Consider the following 13,292-nt stretch of genomic DNA (forward strand, 5'->3'; position numbering starts at 1 on the left):
CAGGCGTTTTCTTCCCGTGGCCCGCAACCAATTCTAGGCCGCTTGCCAGGCGAATGCGCTGTGGGATCGGTCTCAGCGATACGATCGGTAAAGGCCAATCGGCTTTTGCGTCCCGGCGACCCCGGAACGCGGCCGCCATCCCGGCCCCTTCGATGCATGCGCATCTGACGTGCATGCACAGAAACCTATGAAGAGGAATCGTTCCGTGATCAACTCCATCGATCTCAAGCTGACCGCCGTTTCGACCGACATCAAGCGCATCGGCGCGGACGCACTGGTTCTCGGTGTCGTCAAGGGCACCGATGGTCCCGTCCTGGTGGCCTCGCCCTTCAGCGCCAAGGTCACCGAAGCCCTCCAGGGTTCCCTGTCCGGCCTGAACGTCACCGGCGCCGCCGACGAACTTGTCCGCATGCCGGCCCCCGCCGAAACCAAGGCCCTGGTCCTGGCCCTCGCCGGCCTGGGGTCATTCGAGGAATCCACGCTGAGCGCGGAGGCGCTGCGCCGCACCGCGGGCTCGGCCGCGCGCCAGCTTGCCGGGCTCTCCACCGTGGTCTTCGCCCTGCCGGCGGCCACCCTCGAGCAGGCCGCCGCCGTGGCCGAGGGGGTCGCGCTGGGCGCCTACCACTTCAACAGCCACCGCTCCACCCCGGCCGCCAAGCTCCCGCTGACCGAGGCCATCATCGCCACGGCGGCCTCGGCGGATCCGGGCCTGCCGGCGGCGCTGAAGCGTGCGGCAATCCTGGGCCGCGCCGTCCGCGCCACCCGCGACCTGGTCAACGTCGCGCCCAACGTGCTCTACCCGGCGTCCTTCGCGCAGGAAGTCAAGGACTCGACCAAGGGACTGCCGCTGAAGGTCACGATCCTCGACGAGAAGAAGCTGGAGAAGGACGGCTACGGCGGCCTGATGGGCGTCGGCGGCGGGTCCGATCGCAAGCCGCGCATGATCAAGGTGCAGTACGCGCCGGCCAAGGCAACCCGGCACCTGGCGCTGGTGGGCAAGGGCATCACCTTTGACACCGGCGGCATCTCCATCAAGCCGGCCGCCGGCATGCACGCCATGAAGTGCGACATGGCCGGGGCCGCCACCATCTTCCAGGCCATTGTTGCAATCGCCGAACTCAACCTGCCGATCACCGTCACCGGCTGGCTCTGCCTGGCCGAGAACATGCCCGGCGGCGCCTCCACGCGCCCGGGCGACGTCATCACCATGTTCGGCGGCAAGACCGTCGAGGTGCTGAACACCGACGCCGAGGGCCGCCTGGTGATGGCCGACGGACTCGTGGCTGCCAGCGCAGAAAAGCCCGACGCCCTGATCGACGTGGCCACGCTCACCGGTGCCCAAATGGTCGCCCTGGGCCTGCGCACCGCCGGAGTCATGGGCGACGAGGCGCTGCGCAACGCCGTGGTCGCCGCCGCCGGCAAGGCGGGCGAGGCCGCCTGGGCCATGCCGATGCCCGAGGAACTGCGCCCCACCATCGATTCGCAGGTCGCCGACCTGGCCAACATCGGTGAGCGCATGGGCGGGATGATGACCGCCGCGGTGTTCCTCAACGAGTTCGTGGGCGAGGCCAACGGGGCCAAGATCCCCTGGGCGCACCTGGACATTGCCGGCCCGGCCTTCAACGAGCAGGCCCCGTACGGCTACACCCACAAGAACGGCACCGGATCCTCGGTGCGCACCCTGGTGGCGCTGGCGGAGGAAATGGCCTCCGCCAGGTAGGCCGCGGGCACAGTCCCCGGACCCGATCTTTTCTACTCTCCGTAGTAGAAATGCGCGCAAGCACGGCGGCGGCGCCCCCTCGGGCGCGCCGAATCGCCGCCGCCGCTGTGCGACCGGTCACAGGTACGCGCAATCTGCCTCACCGTATGTGGCCGAGCGCGTTTCGGGGGGCTAAGGTAAACCTGATAGATCACTAGCATGACCGTATTTTCGCGCCCGTTGAACCGGGCGCGCAGGTACACCCAAACAGACCCCTGGTCGACCACGACGTCGGCCACAACTCATAACGAGGGAGCGTTCACGTGGCCGAATCGGCAGCAACGCAAGAATTCGACATCCTCATTCTCGGTGGCGGTTCCGCCGGCTACTCGGCAGCATTGCGCGCCGTCCAGCTGGGGTTCACCGTTGGCTTGATTGAAAAGGCCAAGCTCGGTGGCACCTGCCTGCACACCGGTTGCATCCCCACCAAGGCGTACCTGCACTCCGCCGAATTGGCCGAGAACGCTCGCGAAGGCGCGAAGTACGGCATCAACACCACCCTCGATTCCATCGACCTGGGTGCAGTGCGCAGCTACAAGGACGGCATTGTCGCCGGCAAGCACAAGGGCCTGACGGGTCTGCTGAAGATGAAGAAGGTGACCGTTATCGAAGGTAACGGCCGCCTGGTCTCCCAGGACACCATCGACGTTGACGGCGTGGCGTACAAGGGCAAGAACATCATCCTCGCCACCGGTTCCACCTCCAAGACCATGGGCATCGAAATCGGCGGCCGCGTGCTGACCAGCACCGAGGCACTGAACATGGACACCCTGCCCAAGAGCGCCATCGTGCTCGGCGGCGGCGTCATCGGCGTCGAGTTCGCTTCCGTGTGGAAGTCCTTCGGCGTAGACGTCACCATCGTTGAGGGCCTGCCCTCGCTGGTCCCGAACGAGGATCCGGCGATCATCAAGAACCTGGAGCGCGCCTTCAAGAAGCGCGGCATCAAGTTCAACACCGGCGTCTTCTTCGAAAAGGTCGAGCAGGACGCCAACGGCGTCAAGGTCTCCCTGGCCGACGGCAAGACCCTCGAAGCGGAGATCGTCCTCGTGGCCGTGGGCCGCGGCCCGGTCACCGAGGGCCTGGGCTACGAAGAGCAGAACATTCCGATGGACCGCGGCTTCGTGCTCATCAACGAGCGCTGCCACACCGGCGTGGGCAACATCTACGCGATCGGCGACATCGTCCCGGGCGTGCAGCTGGCCCACCGCGGCTACCAGCACGGCATCTTCGTCGCCGAGGAAATCGCCGGTCTGAACCCGGTGGTCGTCGAGGACATCAACATCCCGAAGGTCACCTTCTGCGAGCCGGAAATCGCTTCGGTCGGATACTCCGAGCCGGCCGCGAAGAAGAAGTTCGGCGACGACCAGATCGAAACCACCGAGTACAACCTGGCCGGCAACGGCAAGTCCTCGATCCTGGGCACTTCCGGCCTGATCAAGATGGTGCGCGTGAAGAACGGCCCCATCGTGGGCGTTCACGGCATCGGCGGGCGCATCGGCGAGCAGATCGGCGAGGCACAGCTCATCGTGAACTGGGAAGCCTACCCGGAGGATGTTGCGCAGCTCATCCACGCACACCCGACGCAGAACGAATCGCTCGGCGAGGCCGCCATGGCCCTGGCCGGCAAGCCACTGCACGGTTAGTCACATTTGCTTCACCGGGCATGCGTTCCCCCGCGGTACGCATGCCCGGTGCACTAAGCTCGGAGGCACTGACCTCCCACGGGATGTGCGGGAAACCGCGGATCTCTCGCACACAAATTTTTTAGATTTTTAGGAGAACGGGAACAAGATGTCTGAAACCGTGAACTTGCCCGCCCTGGGTGAAAGCGTCACCGAAGGCACCGTTACGCGCTGGCTCAAGCAGGTCGGCGACCGCGTCGAGGTCGACGAGCCGTTGCTGGAGGTCTCGACCGACAAGGTTGACACCGAAATCCCCTCGCCGGTCGCCGGCGTCATCGAGGAAATCCTCGTGGCCGAGGACGAGACCGCCGAAGTTGGAGCCGCATTGGTTCGCATCGGTGATGGCTCGGGCTCCGGCTCGGCACCCGCCGAAGCTGCCCCGGCCGCAGAGGCACCGGCCGCACCGGCCGAGGCCCCGGCCGCAGCTGCACCGGAGGCACCGGCACCCGCCGCCGCACCGGCTGCTCCCGCCGCACCGGCGGAAGCCGCATCGGGCACCGAGATCACCCTCCCGGCACTGGGCGAGTCCGTCACCGAAGGCACCGTCACCCGCTGGCTCAAGGCCGTCGGCGAAGAGGTCGCCGTTGACGAGCCGCTGCTCGAGGTTTCCACCGACAAGGTCGACACCGAGGTTCCGTCCCCGGTCGCCGGCACCCTGTTGGAGATCCGCGTTCCGGAAGACGAAACCGTTGAGGTCGGAGCCGTCCTGGCGATCGTCGGCGCCGCGGGTGCAGCAGCACCCGCAGCCCCGGCCGAGGCCGCACCGGCCCCCGCCGCCGAGGCCGCTCCGGCCCCGGCAGCTCCCGCAGCAGCTCCGGCTCCCGCCGCCGAGCCCGCTCCGGCCCCGGCAGCTCCCGCTGCAGCACCTGCCGCCGCCCCGGCTGCCCCGGCCGCTGCCCCTGCCGCTGCTCCGGCCGCCGGCAACGACGGCTACGTGACCCCGCTGGTTCGCCGCCTGGCCAACCAGAACAACGTCGACCTGGCGACCGTCACCGGCACCGGTGTCGGTGGACGCATCCGCAAGCAGGACGTCATCGACGCGGCCGCCGCCGCAACGACCGCTCCGGCCGCCGCCACCTCCACGGCTCCTGCCGCGGCACCGGCAGCCAAGGCAGCGGCACCCGTCGTGGCCTCCTCGCTGCGCGGCACCGTCGCCAAGGCACCGCGCATCCGCCAGGTCATTGCCCGCCGCATGCGCGAGTCGCTGGAAATCTCCACCCAGCTGACCCAGGTCCACGAGGTCGACATGACCCGTGTCGCCAAGCTGCGCAATGCCGCCAAGAACGAGTTCGCGGCCGTCAACGGCTCCAAGCTCACCTTCCTGCCGTTCATCGCCAAGGCCGTGGCCGAGGCGCTGAAGCAGCACCCGAAGCTGAACGCCGAGTACGACGAGTCCAAGCAGGAGATCACCTACCACAACGCCGAGCACCTGGCGATTGCGGTTGACACCGACAAGGGCCTCCTGGTTCCGGTCATCTCCAACGCCGGCGACCTGAACCTTGCCGGCCTGGCCGGCAAGATCGCCGACGTGGCAAAGCGCACCCGCGACAACAAGATCGGTCCGGACGAACTCTCCGGCGGAACGTTCTCGATCACGAACATCGGTTCGGTCGGTGCGCTCTTCGACACCCCGATCATCAACCAGCCGCAGGTTGCCATCCTGGGCACCGGTTCCATCGTGAAGCGCGCTGTCGTCGTGTCCGGCGTCGACGGCGACGACACCATCGCCATCCGCCACATGATGTACCTGTCGCTGACCTACGACCACCGCTTGGTCGACGGCGCCGATGCGGGACGCTTCCTGCAGACGCTGAAGGCACGCCTTGAAGAAGGCGCATTCGAAGCCGACCTGGGCCTCTAACCCCGGTTAGCCACTGAAGGGGACGGTCACCGCTGAACGCGGCGGCCGTCCCCTTTGCTATGTCGTCGACCACCTTCGGACGGCCGGATTCTGTGCGGTGTGCAGTTTCCATTAGGCTGGCTGGCATGACCTTTTTGCATGCATTCCTCGTATTCCTGCACGTCCTGGGTGCGGCGGCGCTCGTTGGCGGCTGGCTCGCAACATTCAAGACCCCGACGGTGAACGTCTGGCAATGGTATGGCGCCATCGCCCAGCTGGTAACCGGCCTGTTGCTGGTCGGCCTGGCCGAAATGGGTGACGGGCCGGTCAACCACGCCAAGATCGCCGTCAAGCTCCTGCTGGCCATCGGCGTCTTCGTCGCAGCCCTTCTGGGCCGCCGCAAGATCAAGAACGGCCTCGAGGTTCCGACCGGCCTGGCCCACGGCACCGGCGGCACCGCGTTGATCGCCATCGCCGTGGCGACCCTCTGGGTCTAGCCACCGGCGCACCGCCTGCTCCGGCAAGGCACAGGTGGACAGGGGCGGCGTGCCATCGGGATTCCCGGTGGCACGCCGCTTCGCCGTTTAACCAGGTCCTTTGGTTCGGTTGCCCCGGGCCATAGGATGGCCGTGGAGGCGTTCGCCTCCATCCCGTTGCAGATTCAAGGAGTTGTCACCATGGCAGTCACCACCAGAAGCGCAAGCACCGTTTGGACCGGGGACCTGGCTTCCGGGTCGGGGGAAACCACGTTCGAGACCTCGGGCATCGGCACGTTCCCCGTCACCTGGCGTGCCCGCACCGAGGCGTCCGAGGGCAAGACCAGCCCGGAGGAATTGATCGCCGCGGCCCATGCATCGTGCTTCTCGATGGCACTGAGCAATATCCTCAAGCAGGCAGGACACGTCGCCGAGAAGCTGGAAACCTCGGCAGAGGTCGACTTCGACACCAGCGACGGAGCCAAGATCAGCGGCATCCGGCTGTCGCTGAGCGCCACGATCCCGGGCATCGATGCCGCGGAATTCCAGAAGCACGCAAACGCCGCCAAGGAGGGCTGCCCGGTCTCCGCCGCACTGGCGGCCGTCCCTTCCATCACCCTTGACGCCCACCTGAACTAAGCTGCCGGACTGCCGGTGTGGGCGCCGTGAACTCGGCCCACACCGGCCCCCGCGCCTCACCGGACCGGCGATACCTGCCACATGCGCCATGCGCCATCCAGGTGCCGCAGGACCATGCGGACCCTCTGGCGTTCGGATTCCCTGGCACTCACGATGACGGCTCCCTCGCTGTCCACATAGCGATAGCCTCCCTGAACGCTGGTGGCCTCGATGGCCGCCTCCCCCGGATTGGCTCCGGGGAGGACGGCAACATCGCTCAGGCGCGTCTCCAGGGCCTCCAGCCGCAGCCCCAGCTTCCGCATGCGTGCCACGACCTTTTCATCCGCTGCAAGCGCCGGGGAACCCGCCGCATGGACCTTCCCCAATTCCTTGAGGCTTCCGGCCATCAGGCCCCGGTCGCGGCGGGCGGACAAGTCGGCCGCCACCAGCACCAGTTCTCGGCCCGGATCCGGGGTCGCCTCGGGAGCCGTCGGCATGAGCTGCACAGGAGCTTGCGGCGCCCCTGCCACGGCAGGCTCGTAGGCGTCGTTGAGCGTGCTGGAAGCCACCGCGGCCAGTGCCACCGCCAACAACCCGAGGGCCACGGCCGCGGCAATGCGGCGATTTCCGCGCTTCAGGCCGTGGATCCGATGTTGCCTGGCCCAGCGTTCCTCCCCGCCGGGCTCCTGCTTCGGTGACGGCGGCCTTGCATCGCCCTCAAACACGGCCCGGAGCCGCCGCGGCACAGGCCTCCGCTGGGCCTTGATCTGGGCCTTGCGTTCCTTCAGCATTTCCCTGTCCGCCGCCGAGGGGCTGCCGGCGCGTCGCACCCCGCCCAGAAATCCTGCGGCGGCGGGGGCTTGCCGGGTGGTGAGCATATGCTTGAGCGCGTCTGGTTCAATCGCAGCGCTCAGCTCAACGGCCTCAGGATCCCCCGCGACAAAGATCCGCTGCCCAAACTGGGCCGCACTTGGTCGCCGCTCCGGATCCGGGTCCAGCCCCTGCTCCAGCAATTTAGCGAATTCGTCGTTCACCTCCGGAACCATGGCGCCCAGCGGAACCCTGCTGTTCGTGGCGTTGGGGGGCCTGCCAGTCAACAGGTACCACGCACAAGCGGCCAGGGAATAGAGATCCCGCGCCGGTTCCAGCCCTCCTGCACCCGGGCCTAAAACCGATTCGGGGGCGCGGAATCCCTGGGTGCCGTACTCCCCCGGGGTCTGGCCCACAACACGATGCGTACCGAAGTCCCCAAGTTTTGGCTTGCCTGCCGCAGTGAAGAGGATGTTGCGCGGGCTCAGGTCGCCGTGGGTCAGCCCCCGTGCGTGCAGGAATGCGAGCGCCTCGGCGATCGGTGCCATTACGGTGATGGTTTCCCCCACGTTCAGCGGTCCGCGTACCGACACCACCTGGGCCACGGATCCGGCGGGGCAGTATTCCATCAAGATGCCCGGTCCGAGGGAGGTCTCAAGCAACCCGAACGATTGCACAAGAAACTCGTGCACCAGCTGTAGCGCCTCGGACTCGACGACGCTTTCGGGAGCGTCGCCGCCGGGGATCTTTACGACCATTTCCTTATGCGTCGTGTTGTCCTCGACGACCCACACGCTGCTGCCCGAGCCCTCATCCAAGTGCCGAAGTACGCGAAATCCATCGATTCGCGGGAATGGCAATGGCTCTATCTGGGATTCCATGGTTCTGTTCTACGCCCAATGCAATTCCGGTGCTCAAGTTATCCACAAGCAACAATGGGTAGCGGATTCGAGGGCGCCCCGGGAAGCGCGTACTGTTGTCGCCATGACCATCAAATTCGAGCGAATTGGCCATGCCCCCGAGCTGGTCGATTACCGCGTTGCATGGGACATGCAGCGCCAGGTACACAATGACGTGACCGAAGGGAATTCGGGGCCCGTTGTTTTCCTCCTGGAACACGCGGCCGTTTACACGGCCGGCCGCAGAACGGAACCTGAAGACCTGCCGGTTGACGGCACCCCGGTGATCGATGTCGATCGCGGAGGCAAACTCACCTGGCACGGCCCCGGCCAGTTGGTGGGGTACCCGATCGTCCGCCTGTCCGACATGAAGGGCATCCGGGAATACGTCTCGATTCTCGAAGAAGCCCTGATCAACGTCGCAGTTGGCTACGGCATTGCCGCTACCCGCATCAAGGGCCGCAGCGGTGTGTGGGTTGCCGGGACGGACGGCGGCCAAGACCGCAAGCTTGCCGCGATCGGGATCCGCGTCGACCACGGCGTGACCATGCACGGTTTCGCCCTGAACTGCTCCAACGACCTGGCGCCCTATGCACAGATCATCCCCTGCGGAATCACCGACGCCGGCGTCACCAGCATCAGCCTGGAAACCGGAACCACCGTCACCCCTGCCGATGTCCTCGACCGCGTTGAGCAGGAGCTGGATGCCTTGTTGAGCCCGATCGTGTCGTTGACAGCCACAATCCCCGAAGGAGCCCGTTCATGAGTGCCGCACCCGAAGGTCGCCGCCTGCTGCGCATCGAGCAGCGAAATTCCGAAACACCGGTCGAGCGCAAGCCCGAGTGGATCAAGGCAAAGATCAACATCGGCCCCGAGTACGTGGGCCTGAAGAAGCTGGTCAAGTCCGAGGGCCTGAACACCGTCTGCGAAGAGGCGGGCTGCCCGAACATCTTTGAATGCTGGGAAGACAAGGAAGCAACCTTCCTCATCGGCGGCTCGGAATGCACCCGCCGCTGCGACTTCTGCCAGATCGACACCGGTAAGCCCCAGCCCATTGACCGCGCCGAGCCGTTCAAGGTCGCCATGAGCGTGAAGAAGATGGGCCTGCGCTACGCCACCGTCACCGGCGTTGCCCGCGACGACCTCGCGGACGAGGGCACTTGGCTCTACGCCGAGACGGTGCGCCGCATCCACCAGCTGAACCCCGGCACCGGCGTGGAGCTGCTGATCCCGGACTTCTCCGGCAAGCCCGAGCACCTGGACGAGATCGCAGCGTCCGCCCCCGAGGTGTACGCGCACAACCTCGAGACGGTTCCCCGCCTGTTCAAGTCCATCCGCCCCGCGTTCCGCTACGACCGCTCCCTGGATGTCATCTCGCAGGGCCGTGCCAACGGCATGATCACCAAGTCGAACCTGATCCTCGGCATGGGCGAAACCCGTGAGGAAATCACCGAGGCCATCAAGGACCTCGTGGATGCCGGCTGCGACCTGCTGACCATCACCCAGTACCTGCGCCCCACCGAGCGCCACCACCCGGTCGAGCGCTGGGTCAAGCCGCAGGAATTCGTGGAGCTGCAGCAGGAAGCCGAGGAATTGGGCATCCTGGGCGTCATGAGCGGGCCCCTGGTGCGTTCTTCCTACCGCGCCGGTCGTCTCTGGGCCGCCGCCATGCGCAAGAAGGGCAATGCAATCCCGGAGGCCCTGGCGCACATTGCCAGCTCCGGCGACACCCGCCAGGAGGCTTCTTCGCTGGTCGGCTCCTAGCCGGTTCCGGATCGCGTAGAATTAAACCACTATGGCCAAAAACACCGATAACGCCTCGTCCGAGGCTGCAAGTCCGAAGCGCGGACTGTTCTCGCGCAAGCCGAAGGCCGAAAAGGCCAACAAGGAACCGGGCCGGCTGAAACAGCTGGGCCAGGTCTTCCAGATGACCCGCAAGAACGACCCCATGGTCGTCTGGCTGATGATCCTGGCTGCCCTCGGCATCCTTGTTGTGGGCCTGATCATTGGCCTGCTGATCAACAACTGGATCACCGCCGTGCTGATCTCACTGCCGCTCGCCCTGCTGGCGGCAACCATGATCCTTTCCCGACGCGCCGAAAAGGCTGCCTTCACGCAGCTTGAGGGACGCCCGGGAGCGGCCGGCGCCGCCATGAGCGTGTTGCGCCGCGGCTGGATCCTGAAGGACGAGCCGGTTGCAGTGAACCCCCGCACCAAGGACCTGGTGTTCATGGGCATTGGCCGCGCAGGCGTCGTACTTGTCACCGAAGGTCCGAACACCCGTGTTCGGACCCTGGTCGACGCCGAGCGCAAGCGCATGGGTCGCGTGCTTCCCAACGTTCCGATCCACGTGATCAACGCCGGAAACGACGAAGGGCAGACCCCGCTTGCCGAGGTCGGCAAGAAGATGAAGAAGCTTCCCAAGTCGATCACCAAGCTGGAGATCAGCGCCGTCGACAAGCGCTTGAGCACCCTTGGCAGCGCAAAGCTCCCGATTCCGAAGGGCATCGACCCCAACCGGGCCCGTCCGAACCGCAAGCAAATGCGCTGACGCCAGGGCACGAATTCCGTTAACGTACAAGGGCGGGTGTTGGAACCATTGGTTCCAACACCCGCCCTTGCTTAATGCTGCCGCCCGCTGCGTCCGGATGATCCGGACCGATCAGATGCGCACCAGGATCGTCTTGCCGATCCGGTCGTGATAGCCGCGCTGGTCCGAGTCGCTAAACAGGACCGGGATGACCAGGCAAAGCAGCACGGTGCGCACGACTCCCGTCAGGGGCTTCACCGCAGTGCCGTCCAGGCCCTGGACCTGCATTCCGAAGACGCGATGGCCGATGGAGTGCCCGGTAATCCCGACAAACAGCATCTGCGTGGCGGCAAAGATGACCAGGTTGGCGGTGGGGTCCGACTTGAAGAAGAACATGGAGATCAACATCGCGATCCCCCAGTCCACCAACAGTGCCGCGACACGCCGGCCAATGCGGGCGACGGATCCGGGCCCCTTTTCCGGGCGGCCCAATTGCTTGCCGGGCCATTCTTGGTTGCTCATTTGCGGCGGGCCCTCGAGCCACGAGCCAAAGTCTTTTCTTTCCACTCCCCCAGCCTACCGGGGCAGGTCGCGTCCATCCGCGGCCGGGGACGGGATTTCGCACGGGGCGCAGACACACCTCGCACAAGGGGCGCATCGAGTGTGATCTAACCGACATCGCATTCGCGGTATTCGCCGCCTATGTAACGTAATGGAAACAATAGAGACACAGGAGAGTAATCGCTAGGGTCTAGTGTTGATAACACAGGAAGAAAAACGTTGGCATACGTTTTACGGCACGGCACGCAAGCCGTCACAGCAGAAATCCCACACAGGAGTCCCTGACCATGTTCAAGAGTCCAGAAGAAGTCATCGCATATATTGCCGAAGAAGACGTCAAGTTCGTTGACATCCGCTTCACCGACCTTCCCGGCGTCCAGCAGCACTTCAACGTCCCGGCCCGCACCGTCGACGCAGATTTCTTCCTCAACGGCCAGCTCTTCGACGGTTCCTCGATCGCCGGCTTCGCCGGCATCGCCGACTCGGACATGCAGCTCATCCCCGACGTGACTTCCGGATTCGTTGACCCGTTCCGTCTGGAAAAGACCCTCGCGTTCAACTTCTCGATCATCAACCCGCGCACCGGCGATCCGTACCACCGCGACCCGCGCGGTGTGGCAGAGCGCGCCGAGGCCTACCTGTCCTCGACCGGCATCGCCGACACCGCCTTCTTTGCCCCCGAGGCCGAGTTCTTCATCTTTGACAACGTCCAGTACGAGTCCAAGCCGCAGGGTTCCTTCTACAAGGTCGACTCGATCGAGGCTCCGTGGAACACCGGCAAGAAGGAAGAGGGCGGCAACCAGGGTTACAAGACCCCCTTCAAGGGCGGTTACTTCCCGGTCTCCCCGACCGACAAGCAGGCCGACCTGCGCGACGCCATCTGCCTGGAACTGGAAGCAGCCGGCCTTGAGGTCGAGCGCAGCCACCACGAGGTCGGCGCAGCCGGCCAGGCCGAGATCAACTACAAGTTCAACACGCTGACCCACTCGGCCGATGACATCCTGAAGTTCAAGTACATCGTCAAGAACGTGGCCGACGCCTGGGGCAAGTCCGCAACCTTCATGCCGAAGCCGATCTTCGGTGACAACGGCTCGGGCATGCACTGCCACCAGTCGCTGTGGGCCAACGGCGTTCCGCTGTTCTACGACGAGAAGGGCTACGCCGGCCTGTCCGACACTGCCCGCTGGTACATCGGCGGCCTGCTGAAGCACGCCTCCGCAGTGCTGGCCTTCACCAACCCGACCGTGAACTCCTACCGCCGCCTGGTCAAGGGCTATGAGGCGCCGGTCAACATGGTGTACTCGCAGGGCAACCGCTCGGCCGGTATCCGCATCCCGATCACCGGTTCGAACCCGAAGGCCAAGCGCATCGAGTTCCGCGCACCGGATGCCGCTTCCAACCCGTACCTGGCCTTCGCCGCCCAGCTGATGGCCGGCCTCGACGGCATCAAGAACCGCATCGAGCCGGCGGACCCGATCGACAAGGACCTCTACGAGCTCCCGGCCGAGGAAGCCAAGGACATCCAGAAGGCCCCGGCTTCGCTGGACGAGGCACTCGAGGCCCTGGAAAACGACTTCGACTTCCTGCTCGAGGGCGACGTCTTCACCGAGGACCTGATCCGCACCTGGATCGAATACAAGCGCGAAAACGAAATCAAGCCGCTGTCGCTGCGCCCGAACCCGTACGAGTTCGAGCTGTACTACGGCTGCTAGGTAGGGCGCCGGGACGCCCCGGCCCCGATTGAAAATGTCCGTGTGGACGCCGTGCTTCATTTTGAAGCTCCGGCCCCGCACGGACATTTTTGTTCTCCGGGATGGGTGCGGAATCGGCTAGGACTTCTTCCCGTAGCGCTGGTGCACGGCCTGGCGACTGACGCCCAGGACCTGCGCGATGGCCTCCCAGGAGAAGCCCTCGGCGCGTGCGCGGCGCACCAGCACGGACTCCTGCCGCCTGGCGTCCCGTTGGAGTTCGGCCACCGCGCGCAGGGCGCCCATCGTGCCGCCCTCGCCTTGCTCAAGATTTGCCTTGGCCATCGGACACCCGCCTTCCAACGTCAAGCTATCTTGAAGCCAGCAGCTCGTCAAGGTTTGTTGACACGGGTGTTCGGCGGGCGGCAG

12 protein-coding genes are annotated in these 13,292 nt (G+C 65.5%); 9 read left to right on the forward strand and 3 right to left on the reverse strand.

Features of this window, described 5'->3' with window-relative positions; genetic code table 11:
• The first annotated feature begins 205 nt into the window (after positions 1–205).
• From AC6CHY_RS07890 to AC6CHY_RS07910, 5 genes are all read left to right on the forward strand, one after another.
• The gene (locus AC6CHY_RS07890) at positions 206–1,720 is read left to right on the forward strand and encodes a leucyl aminopeptidase (RefSeq protein WP_498226424.1); all 1,515 of its coding nucleotides are present in this window, start codon (positions 206–208) and stop codon (positions 1,718–1,720) included.
• 302 nt (positions 1,721–2,022) lie between these two features.
• Entirely contained in the window at positions 2,023–3,402 is a 1,380-nt protein-coding gene (lpdA, locus tag AC6CHY_RS07895) for a dihydrolipoyl dehydrogenase (RefSeq protein WP_217389845.1), read from the forward strand.
• 148 nt (positions 3,403–3,550) lie between these two features.
• Positions 3,551–5,302 carry a 2-oxoglutarate dehydrogenase, E2 component, dihydrolipoamide succinyltransferase gene (sucB, locus tag AC6CHY_RS07900; RefSeq protein WP_498226426.1) on the forward strand — a complete coding sequence of 584 codons (1,752 nt, stop codon included), beginning with the start codon at positions 3,551–3,553 and terminating at the stop codon, positions 5,300–5,302.
• A gap of 125 nt (positions 5,303–5,427) precedes the next feature.
• Positions 5,428–5,778: a hypothetical protein gene (locus AC6CHY_RS07905; protein WP_217389847.1), complete on the forward strand. Its 351-nt coding sequence runs from the start codon at positions 5,428–5,430 to the stop codon at positions 5,776–5,778.
• 180 nt (positions 5,779–5,958) lie between these two features.
• Entirely contained in the window at positions 5,959–6,396 is a 438-nt protein-coding gene (locus AC6CHY_RS07910; protein ID WP_217389848.1) for an OsmC family peroxiredoxin, read from the forward strand.
• 56 nt (positions 6,397–6,452) lie between these two features.
• Here the strand turns inward: AC6CHY_RS07910 and AC6CHY_RS07915 are convergent, their stop codons facing one another.
• Entirely contained in the window at positions 6,453–8,066 is a 1,614-nt protein-coding gene (locus AC6CHY_RS07915) for a serine/threonine protein kinase (protein WP_498226428.1), read from the reverse strand.
• A gap of 103 nt (positions 8,067–8,169) precedes the next feature.
• Between AC6CHY_RS07915 and lipB the strand changes: the two genes are divergently transcribed.
• From lipB to AC6CHY_RS07930, 3 genes are read left to right on the forward strand one after another with little or no spacing between them, the layout of a single operon-like run.
• A complete protein-coding gene (gene lipB / locus AC6CHY_RS07920; RefSeq protein ID WP_217389982.1) occupies positions 8,170–8,850 on the forward strand; it encodes a lipoyl(octanoyl) transferase LipB in 681 nt (226 codons plus the stop codon).
• Positions 8,847–9,848: a lipoyl synthase gene (gene lipA / locus AC6CHY_RS07925; protein ID WP_498226429.1), complete on the forward strand. Its 1,002-nt coding sequence runs from the start codon at positions 8,847–8,849 to the stop codon at positions 9,846–9,848. The genes lipB and lipA overlap by 4 nt, the downstream gene beginning before the upstream one ends.
• A 31-nt stretch (positions 9,849–9,879) precedes the next feature.
• Positions 9,880–10,635: a DUF4191 domain-containing protein gene (locus AC6CHY_RS07930; protein WP_217389851.1), complete on the forward strand. Its 756-nt coding sequence runs from the start codon at positions 9,880–9,882 to the stop codon at positions 10,633–10,635.
• Between the two features lie 111 nt (positions 10,636–10,746).
• Here AC6CHY_RS07930 and AC6CHY_RS07935 read toward each other — a convergent pair whose 3' ends face one another.
• The gene (locus tag AC6CHY_RS07935) at positions 10,747–11,136 is read right to left on the reverse strand and encodes an RDD family protein (RefSeq protein WP_217389852.1); all 390 of its coding nucleotides are present in this window, start codon (positions 11,134–11,136) and stop codon (positions 10,747–10,749) included.
• A 326-nt stretch (positions 11,137–11,462) separates the two neighbouring features.
• Between AC6CHY_RS07935 and glnA the strand changes: the two genes are divergently transcribed.
• Positions 11,463–12,887 carry a type I glutamate--ammonia ligase gene (gene glnA / locus AC6CHY_RS07940; RefSeq protein ID WP_217389853.1) on the forward strand — a complete coding sequence of 475 codons (1,425 nt, stop codon included), beginning with the start codon at positions 11,463–11,465 and terminating at the stop codon, positions 12,885–12,887.
• Between the two features lie 117 nt (positions 12,888–13,004).
• Here the strand turns inward: glnA and AC6CHY_RS07945 are convergent, their stop codons facing one another.
• Positions 13,005–13,208 (reverse strand): Lrp/AsnC family transcriptional regulator, encoded by a 204-nt coding sequence (locus AC6CHY_RS07945; RefSeq protein ID WP_498226430.1) that lies wholly within the window; start codon positions 13,206–13,208, stop codon positions 13,005–13,007.
• Positions 13,209–13,292: the final 84 nt, after the last annotated feature.

This window comes from Paeniglutamicibacter sp. GQ140, assembly GCF_059759235.1.